Here is an 18,729-nt window from a genome sequence, read left to right on the forward strand (position 1 = left end):
CCGTCCCCGTCGGAAACAGGTGGTCACATGAGCGAGATGAAACGGCGCACCCTCTTGACCCTCGGAGCGGCGCTCGGCCTCACGGGTGCGGTCGGTGCGGAGGCGGCCTGGTCCTGGTCGCCCACGAGGTCGGTGCGCGGCAGCGGCACCGGCGTCGACCCGCTGTGGGTCTGGGACGACGAGATCGACCAGATCATGGCCTCGGTGATCACCGACGGGCAGGTGCCCGCGGTCAACGACGCCATCACCCCGTGGGTGGACAACAACCACCCGATCCCCGGTGGCCTGCCGACGGAGCTGTCCGGCTTCCTGCAGCGGGAGGCGCAGCTGCCCGAGTGGGCCGACATGTCCAAGCTGCGCCGCGCCGCCGACTTCAACCGCCGCAAGGACCTGTACCTGTTCCTCATCTACGGGCTCGGCGGCGGCATCATGAGCACCGTCATCCCCCGCGAGGCGAAGTCGGTGTACTGGTCCAAGGGCGGCGCCGACATGCAGGACCGCGCGGCGAAGACGTTCACGTTCGGCTACGACCTGACCGACGTCAACGCCTACGAGCCGGACGGCCAGATGATCGTCACGGCGAACAAGACCCGCCTGGTCCACGCGGCGGTCCGCCATCTGCTGCCCCAGTCGCCGTACTGGAAGGCGGTCGCGGACGAGACGATCCCGATCAGCAACATGGACATCCTCGTCACGTTCCACAGCACCGGCACCTTCGCCCACAAGACGATGAAGGACTGGGGCGTCAAGATGTCGGCCGCCGACGAGGAGGCGTTCCTGCACCACTGGCAGGTGGCACTGCACCTGCTGGGCGTGCACGACGAGTACATCCCCGCATCGTGGGCGGACGCCCACGCGCAGTCCGAGCAGGTGCTCACGCCGCTGCTCGCCCCCACGCCGGAGGGGCGGGACCTCGCCGAGGTGCTGCTCGGCCTCACGGCGCAGGTCGACCTCGGCGTCACGCGCGGGTTCCTCAACGAGTTCGTGATCTACCAGCTGGGCCCCGACGTCGCCGACTGGCTCGACCTGAGGCGCGACCCCGCGTCGAGGGTGCTCATCCGCACCGTCTGGCCCACCTACATCGCGTTCCGCGAGGGCCTGCTGCCGGTCGCGCCGTACTCGTTCCGCCTGTTCGACAAGTTCGTCAAGGCCCTCGGCATGGCGTTCCTGAACAAGGGGCAGTCCGGCAAGACGACCCCCATCACCATCCCCGACGTCAACCGTCCCGGCGTCTGACCTCCCGCTGGTTGAGCTTGCCGAACCCGCTGGTTGAGCTTGTCGAAACCCGCTGGTAGAGCTTGTCGAAACCCGCTGGTAGAGCTTGTCGAAACCGGGTTTCGACAAGCTCAACCAGCGGCTCGACCAGCGGGTTTCGACAGGCTCAACCAGCGGTGCGCGTGCCTACGCCCGCGGCGGCGGCCACGTCGCCCAGGATGACTCCGTCGATGAGCTGCCGCGCCCACGTGAGCACCTCCGCGCCGCGCAGCGGGCGGCCCCCGATGCGCGCCGTCGTCGGGAACGGCACGAGGAACGCCCGGATGGCGGGCTTGAGGATGGTGCCCGGATACAGGCGCTTGAGCCGCAGCTCGGCCGACTCGGGCAGGTCCACGGGAGCGAAGCGCACGAACTTACCCTGGGCGGTGACGTCGGTGAGGCCGGCCCGGCGGGCGTGGTTGCGGAAGCCCGCCACCTCGAACAGGGCGGAGGCGACCTCGGGCAGCGTGCCGTAGCGGTCCACCAGCTCGGCGCGCACCTCGGCCAGCTCGGGTGCGTCCTGCGCGGACGCGATCTTCTTGTACGCCTCGAGGCGCAGCCGCTCGGTGGCGATGTACGACTCGGGCAGGTGCGCGTCCACCGGCAGCTCGATGGTGACCTCCGGCTGCTCCTCCTCGCGCTCGCCGCGGAACGCGGCCACGGCCTCGCCCACCATGCGCACGTACAGGTCGAAGCCGACGCCCGCGATGTGCCCCGACTGCTCGCCACCGAGCAGGTTGCCCGCGCCGCGGATCTCGAGGTCCTTCATCGCGATCTGCATGCCCGCGCCGAGGTCGGTGTGGGCCGCCATCGTCGCGAGGCGGTCGTGGGCCGTGTCGGTGAGCGGCCGCTCCGGCGGGTACAGGAAGTACGCGTACGCGCGCTCGCGGCCACGGCCCACGCGGCCCCGCAGCTGGTGCAGCTGGGACAGGCCGAGCACGTCGGCCCGCTCGAGGACGAGCGTGTTGGCGTTGGAGATGTCCAGGCCGGTCTCGATGATCGTGGTGCAGACCAGCACGTCCAGCTCCTTCTCCCAGAAGCCGCGGATCACCTGGTCGAGCTGGCGCTCGCTCATCTTGCCGTGCGCCACACCGATGCGGGCCTCCGGCACGAGCTCCGCCAGGCGGGACGCCGTCTTCTGGATCGTCTCCACCTTGTTGTGCACGTAGAAGACCTGGCCCTCGCGCAGCAGCTCGCGGCGGAGCGCGGCGGTGATCTGCCGCTCCTCGTAGGCGCCCACGTACGTGAGCACCGGGTGCCGCTCCTCCGGCGGCGTGGCCAGCGTCGACATCTCGCGGATGCCGGTGACCGCCATCTCCAGCGTGCGCGGGATCGGCGTCGCGGACATCGCGAGGACGTCGACGTTGGTGCGCAGCTGCTTGAGCGTCTCCTTGTGCTCGACGCCGAAGCGCTGCTCCTCGTCCACGATCACCAGGCCCAGGTCCTTGAACTTCACCGACCCGGTGAGCAGGCGGTGGGTGCCGATGACGACGTCGACCGTGCCGTTCGCCAGGCCCTCCACCGTGTCGGCGGACTCCTTGTCCGACTGGAACCGCGACAGCGCGCGCACGGTCACCGGGAACCCGGCGTACCGCTCGGAAAACGTGTCGAAGTGCTGCTGCACCAGCAGCGTCGTCGGCACGAGGATGGCGACCTGCTTGCCGTCCTGCACAGCCTTGAACGCCGCCCGGATGGCGATCTCCGTCTTGCCGTAGCCGACGTCGCCGCACACGAGGCGGTCCATCGGCACCGCCTTCTCCATGTCGGCCTTGACCTCGTCGATCGTCACGAGCTGGTCGGGCGTCTCGACGTACGCGAACGCGTCCTCGAGCTCGCGCTGCCACGGGGTGTCCGGGCCGAAGGCGTACCCCTGCGTGGCCATGCGCGCCGAGTAGAGGCGGATGAGCTCGCCCGCGATCTCCTTGACGTGCTTGCGGGCGCGCGCCTTGGTGTTCTTCCAGTCCGCGCCGCCCAACTTGGACAGCGACGGCGACTCCCCGCCCGTGTACTTGGTGACCTGGTCGAGCTGGTCCGTGGGCACGAACAGCCGGTCGCCCGGCTGGCCGCGCTTGGACGGGGCGTACTCGATGACGAGGTACTCGCGCGTCGCGGCGTTCGCCCCCGCGCCGAGCGTGCGCTGCACCATCTCGACGAACCGGCCCACGCCGTGCTGCTCGTGCACCACGAAGTCTCCCGCGCGCAGCTGCAGCGGGTCGACGACGTTGCGGCGCCGGCTCGGCATCTTGCGCATGTCGCGGGTCGTGGAGCCCTGCCGGCCCGTGAGGTCGGCCTCGCTGAAGACGGCGAGCTGCAGGTCGGGGGCGACGAACCCCTTGCCCACCAGCGCCGGAGCGACCAGCACGACCCCGCCCTCGGGCTCCTCCCCCAGCTCGGCCACGAGCCGGGCCGCGGTGTCGACGGCCGAGAGCTGCTCCACCATGCGCTTGGCCGGGCCGTGCCCCTCGGTGGTGAGCACCAGCCGCCAGCCCGCACGCTGCAGCGTCTGGACGTCGTCGAGCGCGCGCTGCACGTCGCCGCGGTACGACTCGACGTCGCGGGCGCCGACGGTGAACGTCGTGACTCCGTCGGCGTCGGGCTCCCGGACGGGCGCGATCACCTCGTCCGCGTCGGCGTCGTCGGGCACGTCGAGGCCGAAGGAGGACAGCGTCCACCAGCCCAGGCCGCGGCGGGCAGCGACGTCGCGCACCTCGGCGAACGTCTCGAAGGACGCGGCCGACAGGTCGATCGGCGCCGCTCCCCCGGCGACGGCCCCGGTCCAGGCGGCGGCGAGGAACTCCTCGGTGGTGGCGACGAGGTCGTGCGCGCGGCGGCGGACGCGCTCGGGCTCGTCGATGACGAGCAGCGCGTCGTCGGGCACGAGGTCGAGCACCGGCACCATGCGGTCCACGAGCACGGGCGCGAGCGACTCCATGCCCTCGACGGCGACGCCCGCGGCGAGCCGGTCGAGCATCTCGATCGCGCCGGGCAGCCGCTCCACGAGCCCGGCCGCGCGCTCGCGCACGGCGTCGGTGAGCAGGATCTCGCGGCACGGTGGGGCCCACAGGCCCCGCTCGGCGGTCTCGAGGGAGCGCTGGTCGGCGACGGCGAACCACCGGATCTCGGTGACCTCGTCGCCCCAGAACTCGATGCGCAGCGGGTGGTCCTCGGTGGGCGGGAAGACGTCGAGGATGCCGCCGCGCACCGCGAACTCCCCGCGCCGCTCGACCATGTCGACGCGCGTGTAGGCGGCCGCGACGAGCCGGTCGCCCACGTCGGTGAGGTCGGCCGTGGTGCCGGCGTGCAGCTCGACCGGCTCCAGCTCCCCGAGCCCGTCGACCACCGGCTGCAGCAGGGCCCGCGTCGGCATGATCAGCAGCCGGATCGGCCCGGTCTGGCCCGTCGCGGGCGCCGGGTGCGCGAGCCGTCGGAACACGGCGAGCCGCTTGGCCACCGTGTCCGCGCGCGGCGACAGGCGCTCGTGCGGCAGCGTCTCCCACGCCGGCAGCACCGCGACGTCGTCCGCGCGCTCGTCGGGCAGGTATGCGCGCACCGACGCGGCGAGCTCGTCGGCCTCCCGGCCGGTGGCGGTGACGACGACGAGCGGGCGCCGCTCGGCCGCCGCGGCCAGCAGGGGCGCACGCACGCCGGGCGGGCCGACGACGTCGGCGAACCCGCGCAGGGCGACGTGCTCGAGCGCGGCCGAGGCGCCGGGGTCGGCGAGGAGAGCAGGGACGATGCCGGTGAGGTTCATGCAGGTCCTTCGGGGCGAGGCTTTCGGGCGCAGCTCGACTGTGCAGGCACGACAACAGGCCCAGCTCTCCCCGGGACGCACGTGGTGCTCCGCGGTTGTTACCAGAGGGGCACAACGAGGCCGGCGGGGGTGCCGGGCGTGCCGCACCAGACTACGCCGACCCTCCGACGCCCCCGTGGAGCCCGAACGGAGCTCCCTCGCGGGGTCAGTTGCCCGAGGGGAGGCGGTCGCGGACGTCGTCGGGCAGGAGGTCCTCGGGGACGCTCGAGAGGAGGTCGTCGCACGAGGCGCCGTCGCCGCCCTGGCACTGGTCGGCGAGGTCGCGCAGCTCGTCCGCCTGGCCAACGGTGCCCACGAGCTCCCGCAGGTCGCCCAGGGAGACGTCGCCGGTGAGGCCGCCGAGCAGGAGGTCGGGCAGGGACAGATCGGCCTGGGTGAGCTGTTCAGCCTGCTCGAGCCCGTTCTCGATGTCCTCGCCGTACGCGTTCCAGAACAGCACGCCCGCGACCACGACGAGCGCGGTGAAGACCACCTGGATCGTCCCGAGCGTGACCCCCGTGGCGGCCATCCCCCGGCCGCCGCTGCCGCGGCGCCGCGTGCGGTCCAGGCCGATGCTGCCCAGGATGATCGCGAGGATCCCCAGCAGCGGCACCACGAAGCCGAAGAGGCCCGTGACGAGAGATGCGACCGCCGTCGGCTCCGTGCCGCGCCGCACGGCGGAACCGCCGTTCGACTGACCGCCCTGCCGACCGCCTTGCCGACCGCCCTGCTGACCGCCCTGCTGCCCGGCCGGTGGGCGGGCGTGCGCGGGCGGTGCCGCGTGCCGCTGCGGAGGGAGCACCTGGGTGGGCGGGACGGCGCGAGGGGCGTCCCCGTACTGCTGGCTCATGTTCCTCCTGGTCACTGACGGTCCTTGCACGGCCGGCGCCGCCCGAGCCGCGATGCTATCGACCCGCCGGGGGGCGGCGACAGGCCCCCGGTCGTCTTCGCCGGAACAGCACAGGACCCACGGGAGACGGCCGTGACAGGCGACCACTACCCGGGGCGGCTACCCGCGACCGGCGGGCACGGCGTCCGACCCGACGGTCACGTCCTCGAGCCCGCGCGCTGCGCCGTCACCTCGAGGCTCAGGTCGCGCCCGACGTCGGCACTCCCGACCAGGTACGTGGACCCGGGACGGAGGTGAGCACCCACGGGTCGGCGTCCCCGCGGAGCACCTGTCCCGTCAGCGCGAGCAGCCGGGCCAGGTCGGTGACGGCGCCGCGCGCGGTGCCGTGCCGGGTGTCGGGGACGTCGACGGGCGGCCGGGCGTTGACCAGCCCGTCGGGCTCCGGCACGTCGGCGGTCACGAGCCGCCCCACGCCCCACCGGGCCGTGGACTGGTAGCCGGCGCCCGTCGGGTCCGCCCGCGCCGAGCAGGTCGACCGCGGCCTCGACGACGTACCCGCCGCCGCCTGCCATGTTCGCGCCCATGATGCCGGTCACACCGCGCCGCTCCCCATCAGCGCGGCGGCCGCTGCACCCTCGACCGCCCGCCTCACCCGCTGCCGCATCGGCGCTCCCACGCGATCGGTGTGGCCCCGGCTCCGACAGGTGGTTCGCCCGGGTCCGACGGCACGTCAGTGTGCCGTCGACGGCACCGTAAGGGGCCGACCGCATTACGGGCAATGGTTGAACCAAAGGGCCCGGTCGCTCACCCCAGCGCGGATCAGTCGTACTCCCGGGGTCCGTCGTAGTTCTGCCAGTCCATCTCCGAGAAGAACGCGATCCCCAGCACGACGAGGACGAGCCAGACGACGATCCACACCGCCCCCAGCACGATGCCGGCGATCGCCATCCCCTTGCCCTGCTGGCCCGTGCGGTTGATCCGCGACAGCCCGATGATGCCCAGCACGATCGGGATGATCGCCAGCCCGAGGATGCCCGTGACGAGGGCCGCGATCGACCACCCGTCCGTGCCCGCCGACGGCTGGTACTGCTGCGGGTACGGCTGGGCGTACTGCTGCGGGTACGGCTGGGCGTACTGCTGGGGTTGCGGCTGCGGCGGCCCGCCGGGCTGCTGCGCAGACGGCTGCGGGGGCTGCTGCGGGGGCTGCTGCGGGTGCGGCGGTGGGTGCGGCGGCGGGCTCGGTCGCCCCTTCGGGCCTTGCGGGCCCTGCGGTGTGCCCGGCGGCCCTCCCGGCTGCGGGTGCGGTTCCGGCGGGCCGGTCGGGTCGCCGGGCCGAGGCTCGTACGGGTTCGGCTGGTTGCCGTCGTCCTGGCTCATGGCCGTACCTCCTGGTGGGGACCCTGCCCTCCCACTATGCCTGTTCACCCGGCCGTTCACCCCCCGGCGACGCCCCTGACCAGGCCCGCGGCTGGCATCCTGAGAACCGGCGGGCCGGGCCTGGGACCCGGCCCGCCACCACCGGGCCGGCAGAGGCCGGATCGCGCCCCGACCTCGGGCCCGACCGAGGGTCAGACTGGAGGCCAGACCGGGGTGCTGGAGGCCAGACCGGGGTGCCGGACCGAGGAGGGATCGTGCGGGTACTCGTCGTCGGTGGAGGGATCATCGGGCTCGCGACCGCCGCACGCCTCGCGCGCCGCGGCGACGACGTGACCGTGCTGGAGAAGGAGCGCGACCTCGCCAGCCACCAGACCGGCCGCAACTCGGGCGTCATCCACTCCGGCCTCTACTACGCGCCGGGCAGCCTCAAGGCCCGGCTCGGCACGGCGGGCGCGGCGTCCATGACACGGTTCGCCGCCGAGCACGGCGTGCCCGTCGCCACCACCGGCAAGCTCGTGGTCGCGACCGGGGCCGACGAGCTCGACCGCCTGCACGTGCTGGCAGAGCGGGGCGCCGCGAACGGCGTGCCCGTGCGCGAGCTGAGCCCCGTCGAGGCCCGCGAGCACGAGCCCGACGTGGCGTGCGTCGGGGCGCTGCGTGTCGAGACCACGGGCGTCGTCGACTACCAGGGCGTGTGCGCCGTCCTCGCCCGGCAGGTGCGCGACGCCGGCGGCGCCGTGCTGCTCCGCCGCGCGCTGCACGGCGCCCGCGTCGTCGGCGCGCAGGTGCTGGCCGACGTCGCGGACGTCGCGACCGGCGAGCGTCACGAGCTGGTCGCCGACGCGCTCGTCGTCTGCGGCGGCCTGCACGCCGACCGCCTCGCACTCGCGTGCGGCGTCGACCCCGGCGCCCGCATCGTGCCGTTCCGCGGCGAGTACTTCGACCTGGCACCCACCGCCGCGGACCGGGTGCACGGCCTCGTGTACCCCGTGCCCGACCCGCGGTTTCCGTTCCTCGGCGTGCACCTCACCCGGGGCGTGCACGGCGACGTGCACGCCGGCCCCAACGCGGTGCTCGCGCTCGCCCGCGAGGGCTACCGGCGCGGCGACCTCGCGTGGCGCGACGTGCGGGACGCCGTGTCCTGGCCCGGCCTGTGGCGCCTGGCGGGGCGCCACCTCGCGCCCGCCGCCGGGGAGGTGGCCCGGTCGATGTCGCGCACGCTGTTCGCCGCGTCGGTCGCGCGCCTGCTGCCCGGCACGACGGCGGACGACCTGCACCCCGCGCCCGCCGGCGTGCGGGCCCAGGCCGTGGCCCGCGACGGCTCGCTGGTGGACGACTTCCTCGTCCGCACCGCGCCGCGCCAGGTGCACGTGATCAACGCGCCGTCGCCCGCCGCCACCGCGTCGCTGGAGATCGCCCGGCACATCGAGGCCGAGCTGGACCGGACGCTGGCGTCCGTGCTGTGAGGCCCGCGTCCGCGGGTGTCGTCAGACGCTGACGCTGCGCCGCAGGTACTCGCTCTTCGCAACGGCGTCCGGGACGTCGCGACGAAGTTCCTTCTGCGCCGCCTCCGGCGTTCGGCGCACCTGCCGCTCGACCGACCTCGTGCGCACGGCATTCGTGACCAAGGCTCCCGCAGTGGTCGTGAGGCGCGGGCGCGCCGCCGCGTACAGCGCTCCCCCCTGGTGCGCGTCACCCGGTAGTGCCGGGAACTGGACCCGGGAGTCCTGCAGGGCGCCGGGCAGGCCGCCCAGAGCGAGGAGCCCGAACCGGACGTCCGCGAGCCAGACGAGCCAGTTCGCCCCGGCCTGCGCCGCGTGGAAGGCGAGCAGGATCACGGTGTCGACGGGGTCCGTGGTCCACAACGCGCGCCCTCCGCCGACGTCCACACGCCTCCGGCGCTCGAGCATGCCCTCCATGTCGGTGCGGAACCGCTCCCGCAGGCCAGGCTGCACCGCGTAGTCCCGGTGCAGGTCCACGTGCGAGCCCTGCGGTGCACGGATGGCGTACTCCGCGCGCATCTCGGCCAGCATCAGCGGCCAGTTGCGTGCCGAAGGCTTCGTCGGCGCGCTCCGGGACCGCGGTCTGCTCGTCGAGGGCTGACGACGCTCTCAGACGGTGAGCAGTGCCAGGTCGTGCCGCACCATGCGGCCTACGATCTCGTCGAACGGGATCGTGCCGCCCCACCCCAGCACCTCGTGCGCCCTACGGGGGTCCCCGACCTGCTCGGCGGGGTCGACCGGGCGCACGAACCGCTGGTCGACCTCCACGTGCTCCGCCCAGTCGTCGATGCCGGCAGCGGCGAACGCCGCGGCGACGAACTCGGCGACCGATCGGGTCCGTCCGGAGGCCACGACGAAGTCATCCGCCGCCGGGTGGCGCACGGCCCGCACCATGGCGTCGACGTAGTCCGGGGCCCAGCCCCAGTCACGACGGACGTCGAGGTTGCCGAGCGAGAGCGTGCCGGCCCCATCGATCGCGATCCGTGCAGCGGCCGCCGTGATCTTGCGGGTCACGAAGGTCTCGGGGCGCCGGGGCGACTCGTGGTTGTAGAGGACGCACGCGGACACGCCGAGCCCACGCGCCCGGTACACCGCGGCCATCTGGTGGGCGTAGGCCTTCGCGGCGCCGTAGGGCGATGACGGCCGGAACGCCGTGCCCTCGTCCTGCGGCGTCCGGTCCGGGGTGCCGAAGATCTCCGCGCTGGAGGCCTGCAGCACCCGGACGGGCCTTCCGGCGTCCTCCTGGAGGCGCCACGCGGCCTCGTAGAGGGCCACGGCCCCGAGGCCGGACGCTGCGCCCGTCTCGACAGGATGCTGCCAGGAGTACGCGACCGAGCTGATTCCGCCGAGGTTGTATATCTCGTCCGGCCTCGTGCTGTGCACGAGGCCCGCCATCCCCTCGGCGTCAGCCAGGTCCCCGACGTGGAGGCGGGCCTCGGCAGGAAGCCCGTCCAGGCGATCGGTGGAGCGGACCAGGCCGTACACCTGCACACCCTCGCCGATCAGACGCTCGGCGAGGTACGAGCCGTCCTGACCCGCGATACCCGTGACGAGGGCAACCGTCACCGGCGCATCCCCACCAGCTCCGCCTGCTCCTCGAGGTCGTTCTCGACCATCATCGCCACGAGGCGCTCGAAGTCGACCCGGCGCTCCCAGCCCAGCACGTCACGCGCCTTCGACGGGTCCCCGATGAGGAGGTCGACCTCGGCCGGCCGCATGAAGCGCGGGTCCTGCTCGACATAGCCGGACCAGTCCTCGACGCCCACGCACCCGAACGCGACGTCGAGCAGTTCCCGGATGGAGTGCGTCTCGCCGGTCGCGACCACGTAGTCGCCGGCCTCCGGCTGCTGGAGCATCCGCCACATCGCCTCAACGTAGTCGCCGGCGAAGCCCCAGTCGCGGCGGGCGTCGAGGTTGCCGAGCGTCAACGAGTCCTGCAGGCCGAGCTTGATCCGCGCGACGGCCTGCGAGACCTTGCGCGTCACGAACTCCGGCCCGCGCCGCGGCGACTCGTGGTTGAACAGGATGCCGCTCGACGCGTGCATCCCGTAGGACTCCCGGTAGTTGATCGTCATGTAGTGCCCGAACACCTTCGCGACGCCGTACGGCGACCGCGGCCACAGCAGCGTCGACTCGCGCTGCGGCACCGCCTGCACCTTGCCGAACATCTCCGAGCTCGACGCCTGGTAGAACCGCACGCTGCCCGGGTCGTCGCCCGCGTGCAGGCGTACGGCCTCGAGCATGTTGAGGACGCCCTTGCCCGTCACCTCGCTGGTGAGGGTCGCGTTCTCCCACGAGTACGCCACGTAGGAGATGGCGCCGAGGTTGTAGACCTCGTCTGGGCGCGACGCGTCGAGCGCCCGCAGCAGGGACGAGAGGTCGGTCAGGTCGCCCGCGACGAGTTGCACGTCCGGGACGGTCCGGCGCACGAGGTCGAGCTTCGGGTTGTTCTGCCCGCGGATGAGTCCCCAGACCTCGTAGCCCTTCGACAGCAGCAGCTCGGACAGGTACAGCCCGTCCTGCCCAGTAATTCCGGTGATCAGCGCTCGAGGCATGTCGGAACCCGTTCTGTGTGCGCGCCGTGACAGCGCCGCTCGGCCTGCCCGGCACTGCCCTGAGACGCCACCACGCTAGCCACGAAACCGCGACTTTCGGCCGGTCTCATGGGGTGAACAGGTGCTGCACCGGGGTGAATCTACAAGCGCCGGACCGCTCACCGTGGGATCGTCGGCAGGAGTTCATCCCTCCGGGACCTCGACCAGATCGGGTAGGAGCGAGAACGATCGAAGACATGCCGAACCAGCCCCGAGGACGTCGTGGCCACGCAACGCGGGCCTTCGTGCTGGCCGCGTGCTTTGGCGTCCTGTACGTGGTGGCGATCGTCGCGCCGTGGGGTCAACAGGCCGACGCGCGGCTCCTGGGCATGCTGGGAGGTGCCGCCGTCGCCGTGCGCCCGGTTGCCGACGTGCTGCGCGGTGGGCTCGTGGTCGCCGCCATCGGGGTCGCACTCATGCTCGGCGTCCTCGCGATCGTCCGGCACCGGTGGCTGCCGACGGTCACGTTCGCCGCGACCACCGTCCTCTGCGCGATGCTGAGCGTCGTGCTCCGGGACGTCGTGCTGCCGCGCCCCGTCTACGGCGAGGTGTTCGCCTACGCGCACAACACGTTCCCGAGCACCCACGTCACGGTGACGGCAACTCTGGGAATCGCGATCGTCGTGCTGTGGCCGTATCGCGGCGGGTACGAACGCGTCGTGGTGCGCGAGGCGGTCCGGGTGGCCATCGTCCTTGCCTGCCTGGTCAACGTCGTCACGTTCGCTCACCGCCCGGCCGACGTGCTCGGGTCGTTGCTCCTTGTCGCCGTCGTGACGTCGGTGGTCGGTGTCATCGACCCAGCGCTCGTTTCACCCGTCACCGACGACAGTTCACCCAGGTCACAGCCCCCCGCGCGCGACGCCCGTCGTAGCGTCGGTAAATGGCCACGCGACGCCGGCACATTACGCGACTCTCCGTCCTCGCCCTCGCGCTGACGGCGGGCCCGCTCGCGCCCGCGGTGGCCGACGACGGCGGCGTCTCTGGCGCGGCGTCGCAGGCGGTCACGTGGACCTGCACCGGGGAGCCGTGCCCCTGGGGCGAGTCGACGGCAGGAAACGCCGCCGTGTGGCCCGACGGTTCGGGCGCGGTCTCGTCGCGGTACGGCTACACGACGTCCGCCCCGATCTACCTTCCCCGAGCCACAGCGGACGGTGCGACGATCACCGTGCTCACCGGGTCGGCGGGCGTATACGCCGGCCCGCTCGACAGCCCGCACCGGGCCCTCGCGTCGCTGTCTCCCGGCGACTCGTTCACGGTCGAAGACCTCACAGCCGGCGACGTGCTCTCACTGCAGAACGACGGCGGGCAGTTCGCCTATACGTTCTCCCCCGGCTCGGCGACTGAGCCGACGCCGGAGCCCACCCCGACGCCAGACCCCAGCCCCGAGCCGCCCGACGGCCCAGGCACCACGTCACGACCGGTCACCTGGAGCTGCATCGGCGAACCATGCCCCTGGGGCGAGTCGACCTCCGGGAACGCCGTCGCGTGGCCCGAGGCCTCCGGTGCCATCACGGAGCGACACGGTTACACGACCTCCGAAGCCGTCTACCTGCCCGCCGACGTGGCCAACGGCGACACCATCACTCTCCTCACCGGCTCCGCCACCCTGTACGCCGGCACGCCCGACGGGGCGCACGGCAGCATCGCGCGTCTCACCGCCGGCCAGGAGCACACCGTCACAGGCCTGACCTCCGACCAGTACCTGTCGGTCCAGAACGACGGCTCCGCCTTCACCTACGGGCACACCCCCGGCGACGCAACCACCCCGGACCCCGAGCCCACGCCGACACCCACCCCGACGCCCGAGGTGCCCGACGACGCCGTCGTCATGGAGTCGACCCTCGCGCTCTGGCACTGCGACGCGTACGCGACGTGCGCCGACGACGGCTGGGCCCCGTGGGTCGGCGGGGCCGTCGCCTGGCCTGAGTGGTCCGCCTACCCCGACAACGCCCGCGAGGGCTCCAACTCGCGCACCGTGAAGGACCTCGACGGCGAGACGATCTACCCGTACATGGGGGCGTGGGCGGACGGCTGCCAGATCTACGTGCTCGAGGGCGAGGTCCTGGTGATCGAGTGGGAGCGCGGGACCGACACCTGGCGTCCTACCCGGCTCTCCCCCGGCGACGTCCACACGATCGAGCTGGAGGGCGCGGAAGACGGCGCGATGATCGAGACCCCGGACACGCCCACCACGTTCCGCGTCGCCCTGGCCGAGTGCACGCCGGCGCCGCTGCAGTGACGCACGGTCGATGACCGGCGTTCCGGTCAGGCCCGTCCGCGGTACAGCGCCTCGTACCGGTCGACCACGGCGTCCAGCGTGAACTCCTGGACCCGTTCGAGGGCCGAACGCGCGAGGACGTCCCGCCGGGCGTCGTCGGCGAGGAGCTCCGCGAGCGCCGCCCCGATCTCCTCGAGGGGGGCCACCTCCGCGGTGCGGCCGCCGTCCGTCACGTACATCGCGCCGGGGTTGGGCGTGGTCACCACCGGGAGCCCGGACGCCATCGCCTCGACGTACGGGATGCCGAACCCCTCGTAGTCGCTCGGCAGGCAGAACGCCCATGCCTGCTGGAAGGCGCGCACCATCTCCTCGTCGGACAGCCGCCCGAGCGCCCGGACCCCGGGTCCCACGTCGTCGGGGACGTCCCTGCTGACCATCCAGAGCTCGGCGTCGGGATGCTTCGGCAGCACGGTCTCCTGGAACTGGCGCGCCAGGTCCGCGCCACGCTTGCGCCCGTGCCAGTAGCCGACGAACAGGACGACCGGGTGGTCCGACCGGTGCGACGCGCCGGGGCGGAACCGGCGCACGTCCGTTCCGCACGGGACGACGTCCTGCACCCACGGATACCAGCGCCGCGTCTCCGGCGAGATCACCACCGTGTGGTCGGCGACGAGCGACGCGAGCACCTCCGACAGCCCGAGGAGCACCATGCGCGCCCTCTCCTTGACGCCCTTGATGGTGCGGGCCTCCTCGAAGCATGACCCGGCGAGCGTCCGCACGTGCCGGGGCACGCGGCGGCGCCACAGCCAGTAGTCGTCGCCCCAGGCGTGCAGCACGTCGTAGGAGGACAGGTCGACGCGCCGCAGCGCCAGGGCGAACCGGAAGGTCCGCAGCGAGCCCGCCATCCGCACGTGCTGGTGCCCGTACACGGCGCCGTCGACCGGGGGGCAGTCGCTCAGCACGGTGACGTCGTGCCCGCGGCGTGCGAGCTCGGTCGCGAGCTCATGCACCTGGTAGCCGATCCCCTGCTTGCTGGTGCTCGGCAGGTAGTAGGAGATGATCGCGATCCGCAGGGGCCGCGCGTCGACGGTGACGTCCGCGGTGAAGTCGCCGCTCATCGCAGGCCATCCCGGAGCGCCTCGAGCCACCCGCGACCATGCCGAAGGTCGGGCTCGAGGTGGTTCCCCTCCGCCCACTCGTTCCACGACTTGACCCAGAGCAGGCGCTCGTCGGACGGGCGGTGTGCGATCGAACTCACGGCCTGCTGCACGTTCGCGCGGAACTTCTCGGGCTCCGCACCGTGCAGCACCACGCCCCCGCGGCCGGAGCGCGGAGAGTTGTCCCAGTTGGGGTAGACGCACGGCTGGATCAGGTCGCCGGTGCGGTTCTGCCCCGCCCAGTCCGTCGAGTACGGGAAGACCTCGGGCCCACCGGCAAGCTTGCGCAAGGCCCGCATCCGCAGCAGCTCCGCCCGGGACGTCCCCGCCGGCATCCGCATGTACACCCCCGCGTCGAACCCGTCCTCCTTCACCCGGTCGTACCGTGGCCCGCCCCCGAGCAGGTCACTCATCTCCGCGACGAGGTACAGGCCCTCGAGGCCGGCCTTGCGCGCCAGCGACTGCCAGAGGTCGACGAAGACCGCGGCGTCCGGCAGCTCCTCGGGCCTGAAGACGTAGAAGACGGGCCGCCCACCGACACGCAGGTAGCGGGGGTCGCGGAACGCGGGCAGGACCGCCTCGAAGTGGGCGGTGTAGTCGTCCACACCCGGGTAGTGCTGCTGGACGAGGACGCGGTCGGCCTCACCGTGCCAGATGCCGCTCCACGTCTGGTTGGCCCACGCGAGGCAGAACGAGACTTCCGGCGCCCTGGCGGCGAGCACCTCCGCGAACGGGCGCTCGAGGATCCGCCGACCGTTACCGAACCAGTAGTGCCAATACGCGAACGCCTCGACGCCGTACTGCTGGGCGAGCTCGGACTGAGCGGCCCGCGCCTCGGGCAGCCGGAGGTCGTAGAAGCCGAGGTCCGCCGGCACCAGAGGCTGACGGTGCCCCGGGTACAGGCGCCGAGCCCGCGCCACGTTGGTCCACTCGGTGAACCCGGGGCCCCACCACTGGTCGTTCTCCGGGATGGGGTGGAACTGCGGCAGGTAGAAGGCGACTGCTCTGGCTTCCAAGGTCTCGTCCCTCTCGTTCGACGTCATGCCCGGCTCGCCGCGACGACCCGGAGCAGGGGCAGCGCGACCCGGCGCAGCCTCGCCGGCACCGACCGGGCGACGGCGTCCGCGTCCGCGGGAGTGATACCCGAGCGGGTCAGCCGCACCAGGCCGACGAACAGCCCGAGACCGACGACGCCCGCCAGGGCCGCCGACGGCACCGGTGGCGCCCCGATGCCGTCGACCCCCCACCAGGTCGTCACGGACACGGCGGCACCGAGGACGAAGGGCAGGATCATGCCGAGCACTCGCCGGGCGGGGAGCTTCAAGGACCGCGACTCGATGACGAGTAGGGAGACGAAGAGCAACACGGCTGCTGCCGCGTTCCCGAGGACCGCGCCCCAGACGCCGAGGGGGCGCACCAGCGCGAGGGTGAGCACGACATCGACCACAAGGCACGAGAGGTTGGTCCATAGCAGCCAGGTGCCCTTGAGCCGCGCCATGATGAACGCCTTGAGCGGGCCGGCCACCACCAGGAGACCGCCGGCCACGCTGAGGACCACGAGGACCGGGGGGACGGCGGCGAACTCCGTGCCGTAGATGGTGGGGACCAGCAGTGCGAACGCGGGCGTCGCGGCGGCGACGACGGCTGCGGTGGCCGTCGACGACGCGCGCAGCGTCCGGCCGAGCGCCCGGCCCACCGAATCGAGGTCCACCTCGCGCAGGCCCGAGATCGCCGGGACCAGCGGACCGAGCAGCGCCTGCGCCGGGGCGAAGAGGTGGACCCCGAGACCGATCGCCAGTGCGAACACACCGGCCGCCTCCGGCTCGGACAGCCAGGTCAGTACCATGACCTCGCTGCGCGAGGAGACAAATGCCTCGACCAGGCCCGCGGCGCCGGCCGGGACCGCGAACGCCCAGAACCCGGGAGGGAAGCGCCGGAAGCGCGGCCACAACAGCACACGCCGGTACATCGGTGCGACGAAGTACAGGTAGGCCACGGCTCCCACACCGACGGCAACCAGCCGCACCGCCCAGATCGAGTCGGCGGTGCCAACTGTGGTGGCCGCGACCACCACCAGGATCTGCGCGACGAGGTTGACAATCATGGCCGACTGCGCGTTCTGCGCCGTCTTGTTCTCGATGGCGAGCGCGTCGCCCGCCCCGGAGAAGGTGAGCGGCACCAGCACGCCGAAGACCAGAGCGACCGCCGTGAGCATCGGGTCCGCGTCGATCAGCAGCAGGACCGCGGCACCGACCACCGGCACACCGACGAGCATCTTGTAGGCCTGCGCCGCCGAGAGCATGTGCTTGACCTCGGCGAACCGCCCGGCGGCGTGCGCCTTCGACCCGAACTGGACCAGCCCGGTCCCGACGCCCAGGTCGATCGTCGTGAGGACGAGGGCAAGGACCGTCGAGAGATACGCGAGCCGGCCATAATCCACGACGCCGAGCACCCGGGCGATGACGATGTTGACGACGAAAGCCAGCGGCAGCATCACCGCGACGTGGACCAGGGTCCAGAGCGCCCCCCGGATCGCCCTGTCCTGCAGCTCGCCACGCGTCATGACCGGGGTTGCCTCGTCCTCCGGCGGCACGACGGACTTCTCCTCGGTGCTCATCGCGCGCTCGTGGCGACCACGCCGTGGTCGGGGCAGAGGTCTGCGCTATCGGTCACAGGGGACATCGTTTATGAGGTCTGCGCGCTTTCCGAGAGCCAGAGCGGTTTTTCAGCCGCGCTTCGCCACCTTTCACCCTCGGGCTTTTGCACCCGCACGCCTAGGCTCGACGTCATGGCCGTTGGTGCCCAGGCCGGGAACCACGTGCACGTGATCACCCCCGGCGACCACTTCTCCCCCTCGACCGGGAGCGCGCTCCCCTCGGTCGTCCACGGCCTCGCGGGCGCGACCCCGCAGGGTTCCCCACGGTCCAAGGTCGTCGTGGCACGGGGGACGTATCCCGACCACTACCCCACCGCCGACGTCGTCCAGTACGAGCAGGTCCTGCCGCGACGCACCGACCGCTACCGCGACGTGGCCGCCTCCCACCTGGGCCTGTCCCGAGCCGGGGCTCGCCGGGGCCTCGCCGCCGCGTTGACCGGCCAGGCGCGCTGGCCGGCGTCCGTCGTCCTCGGGCACAACATGCCGCAGCTGGTCCCGCTGGTCGACGTCGACCGGCACGCGGCGGTGCTGTACGCGCACAACGAGCTCCTGCGGACGTACTCGCCCCGGGAGGCGGGCCGGGTGCTCGACGGCGCGGGCGCGATCGTGTGCGTCAGCGGCTTCGTCGCCGACCGGACCTCGGACCGCCTCCCGCCGCGGCTCCGCGGGCGGGTGCGGGTGGTGCACAACGCGGTCGACACCGCGCTCTTCCGGCCCGACGACGGCCGGGAGGCCGGCGGCCCGCTGCGTGTCCTGTTCGTCGGGCGCATGGTGCGGGACAAGGGCCCCGACGTCCTGATCGACGCCCTGAAGGCCCTTCGCCGGCCGGACGTGGTCGCCACGTTCGTCGGCACGCCGCACTTCGCGCCGGGAGCGCCGCTGACCCGCTACGAACGGCAGCTACGCGTCAGCGCGCGACCCCTGGGCGACTCGGTCCGCTGGCTCCCGTTCCGGCCCCGGGCGGAGGTGGCCCAACTCATGCGCGCGGCCGACGTGGTGGTGGTCCCCTCCCGCTGGGACGAGCCGTTCGCGCTCACCGTCCTCGAGGGCATGGCGTCCGGCGCCGCGGTCGTCGCGTCGCGGGCCGGCGGCATCCCCGAGGCGGCCGGCAGCGCGGGCCTGCTCGTACCGCCTGACTCACCGGACGCCCTGGCGCAGGCGCTGAAGAGCCTCGCGGACGACCGGGCGCTCCTCGCCGAGAGCCGCGAACGCTGCCGGCGGCACGCCCGGGCCAACGACTGGCGCACGGCCCGGCGGCGGCTCGACGACGTGCTGGCGGGCCTGGGACTGACGTCGACGAGCTCCACCACGACGACACCGGCCGGCTGAGC

General features: G+C 72.7%; 15 protein-coding genes. 5 read left to right on the forward strand and 10 right to left on the reverse strand.

Going from position 1 to position 18,729, the window contains the following annotated elements; genetic code table 11:
• The first annotated feature begins 27 nt into the window (after positions 1 to 27).
• Positions 28 to 1,236, forward strand: a complete 1,209-nt coding sequence (locus tag AC1C2V_RS02980) for an oxygenase MpaB family protein (protein WP_495388074.1) — start codon at positions 28 to 30, stop codon at positions 1,234 to 1,236.
• Between the two features lie 145 nt (positions 1,237 to 1,381).
• Here AC1C2V_RS02980 and mfd read toward each other — a convergent pair whose 3' ends face one another.
• The 4 genes from mfd to AC1C2V_RS03000 form a co-directional block, all read right to left on the reverse strand.
• The gene (gene mfd, locus AC1C2V_RS02985; protein WP_495388075.1) at positions 1,382 to 5,005 is read right to left on the reverse strand and encodes a transcription-repair coupling factor; all 3,624 of its coding nucleotides are present in this window, start codon (positions 5,003 to 5,005) and stop codon (positions 1,382 to 1,384) included.
• A gap of 205 nt (positions 5,006 to 5,210) precedes the next feature.
• Positions 5,211 to 5,894, reverse strand: a complete 684-nt coding sequence (locus AC1C2V_RS02990; RefSeq protein ID WP_495388076.1) for a DUF4190 domain-containing protein — start codon at positions 5,892 to 5,894, stop codon at positions 5,211 to 5,213.
• A 238-nt stretch (positions 5,895 to 6,132) separates the two neighbouring features.
• Entirely contained in the window at positions 6,133 to 6,354 is a 222-nt protein-coding gene (locus AC1C2V_RS02995; protein WP_495388077.1) for a hypothetical protein, read from the reverse strand.
• Between the two features lie 359 nt (positions 6,355 to 6,713).
• Positions 6,714 to 7,271, reverse strand: a complete 558-nt coding sequence (locus AC1C2V_RS03000) for a DUF4190 domain-containing protein (protein WP_495388078.1) — start codon at positions 7,269 to 7,271, stop codon at positions 6,714 to 6,716.
• Positions 7,272 to 7,525: 254 nt separating this feature from the next.
• On the opposite strand from AC1C2V_RS03000, the gene lhgO reads away from it, so the two are divergent.
• The gene (lhgO, locus tag AC1C2V_RS03005) at positions 7,526 to 8,737 is read left to right on the forward strand and encodes an L-2-hydroxyglutarate oxidase (protein WP_495388079.1); all 1,212 of its coding nucleotides are present in this window, start codon (positions 7,526 to 7,528) and stop codon (positions 8,735 to 8,737) included.
• Positions 8,738 to 8,758: 21 nt separating this feature from the next.
• On the opposite strand, the gene AC1C2V_RS03010 is transcribed toward lhgO, so the two are convergent.
• From AC1C2V_RS03010 to AC1C2V_RS03020, 3 genes are all read right to left on the reverse strand, one after another.
• Entirely contained in the window at positions 8,759 to 9,292 is a 534-nt protein-coding gene (locus AC1C2V_RS03010; protein WP_495388080.1) for a hypothetical protein, read from the reverse strand.
• A 90-nt stretch (positions 9,293 to 9,382) separates the two neighbouring features.
• Entirely contained in the window at positions 9,383 to 10,339 is a 957-nt protein-coding gene (locus tag AC1C2V_RS03015; RefSeq protein WP_495388081.1) for a GDP-mannose 4,6-dehydratase, read from the reverse strand.
• Positions 10,336 to 11,328 carry a GDP-mannose 4,6-dehydratase gene (locus tag AC1C2V_RS03020; protein ID WP_495388082.1) on the reverse strand — a complete coding sequence of 331 codons (993 nt, stop codon included), beginning with the start codon at positions 11,326 to 11,328 and terminating at the stop codon, positions 10,336 to 10,338. The genes AC1C2V_RS03015 and AC1C2V_RS03020 overlap by 4 nt, the downstream gene beginning before the upstream one ends.
• 236 nt (positions 11,329 to 11,564) lie before the next feature.
• On the opposite strand from AC1C2V_RS03020, the gene AC1C2V_RS03025 reads away from it, so the two are divergent.
• Together AC1C2V_RS03025 and AC1C2V_RS03030 are read left to right on the forward strand one after the other, a co-directional pair.
• Positions 11,565 to 12,302 carry a phosphatase PAP2 family protein gene (locus AC1C2V_RS03025; RefSeq protein ID WP_495388083.1) on the forward strand — a complete coding sequence of 246 codons (738 nt, stop codon included), beginning with the start codon at positions 11,565 to 11,567 and terminating at the stop codon, positions 12,300 to 12,302.
• Positions 12,248 to 13,606, forward strand: coding sequence for a hypothetical protein (locus tag AC1C2V_RS03030; protein WP_495388084.1), 1,359 nt, complete (start codon positions 12,248 to 12,250; stop codon positions 13,604 to 13,606). Before AC1C2V_RS03025 ends, AC1C2V_RS03030 begins: the two co-directional genes overlap by 55 nt.
• 26 nt (positions 13,607 to 13,632) lie before the next feature.
• Here AC1C2V_RS03030 and AC1C2V_RS03035 read toward each other — a convergent pair whose 3' ends face one another.
• From AC1C2V_RS03035 to AC1C2V_RS03045, 3 genes are read right to left on the reverse strand one after another with little or no spacing between them, the layout of a single operon-like run.
• Complete coding sequence (locus AC1C2V_RS03035; RefSeq protein ID WP_495388085.1) at positions 13,633 to 14,703, reverse strand: glycosyltransferase family 4 protein; 1,071 nt, start codon at positions 14,701 to 14,703, stop codon at positions 13,633 to 13,635.
• The gene (locus AC1C2V_RS03040; RefSeq protein WP_495388086.1) at positions 14,700 to 15,785 is read right to left on the reverse strand and encodes a glycosyltransferase WbsX family protein; all 1,086 of its coding nucleotides are present in this window, start codon (positions 15,783 to 15,785) and stop codon (positions 14,700 to 14,702) included. Before AC1C2V_RS03040 ends, AC1C2V_RS03035 begins: the two co-directional genes overlap by 4 nt.
• Positions 15,782 to 17,359: an oligosaccharide flippase family protein gene (locus AC1C2V_RS03045; protein WP_495388087.1), complete on the reverse strand. Its 1,578-nt coding sequence runs from the start codon at positions 17,357 to 17,359 to the stop codon at positions 15,782 to 15,784. Before AC1C2V_RS03045 ends, AC1C2V_RS03040 begins: the two co-directional genes overlap by 4 nt.
• Before the next feature lie 171 nt (positions 17,360 to 17,530).
• On the opposite strand from AC1C2V_RS03045, the gene AC1C2V_RS03050 reads away from it, so the two are divergent.
• Complete coding sequence (locus AC1C2V_RS03050; RefSeq protein ID WP_495388088.1) at positions 17,531 to 18,727, forward strand: glycosyltransferase family 4 protein; 1,197 nt, start codon at positions 17,531 to 17,533, stop codon at positions 18,725 to 18,727.
• Positions 18,728 to 18,729 lie beyond the last annotated feature (2 nt).

The organism is Isoptericola sp. Y541 (assembly GCF_059445465.1).

Coding starts and splice junctions, on each gene's coding strand:
- AC1C2V_RS02980 (WP_495388074.1), top strand. CDS start 28: ATGAGCGAGATGAAACGGCGCACCCTCTTGACCCTCGGAGCGGCGCTC.
- mfd (WP_495388075.1), bottom strand. CDS start 5,005: ATGAACCTCACCGGCATCGTCCCTGCTCTCCTCGCCGACCCCGGCGCC.
- AC1C2V_RS02990 (WP_495388076.1), bottom strand. CDS start 5,894: ATGAGCCAGCAGTACGGGGACGCCCCTCGCGCCGTCCCGCCCACCCAG.
- AC1C2V_RS03000 (WP_495388078.1), bottom strand. CDS start 7,271: ATGAGCCAGGACGACGGCAACCAGCCGAACCCGTACGAGCCTCGGCCC.
- AC1C2V_RS03010 (WP_495388080.1), bottom strand. CDS start 9,292: ATGCGCGCGGAGTACGCCATCCGTGCACCGCAGGGCTCGCACGTGGAC.
- AC1C2V_RS03020 (WP_495388082.1), bottom strand. CDS start 11,328: ATGCCTCGAGCGCTGATCACCGGAATTACTGGGCAGGACGGGCTGTAC.
- AC1C2V_RS03025 (WP_495388083.1), top strand. CDS start 11,565: ATGCCGAACCAGCCCCGAGGACGTCGTGGCCACGCAACGCGGGCCTTC.
- AC1C2V_RS03030 (WP_495388084.1), top strand. CDS start 12,248: ATGGCCACGCGACGCCGGCACATTACGCGACTCTCCGTCCTCGCCCTC.
- AC1C2V_RS03035 (WP_495388085.1), bottom strand. CDS start 14,703: ATGAGCGGCGACTTCACCGCGGACGTCACCGTCGACGCGCGGCCCCTG.
- AC1C2V_RS03040 (WP_495388086.1), bottom strand. CDS start 15,785: ATGACGTCGAACGAGAGGGACGAGACCTTGGAAGCCAGAGCAGTCGCC.
- AC1C2V_RS03045 (WP_495388087.1), bottom strand. CDS start 17,359: ATGAGCACCGAGGAGAAGTCCGTCGTGCCGCCGGAGGACGAGGCAACC.
- AC1C2V_RS03050 (WP_495388088.1), top strand. CDS start 17,531: ATGGCCGTTGGTGCCCAGGCCGGGAACCACGTGCACGTGATCACCCCC.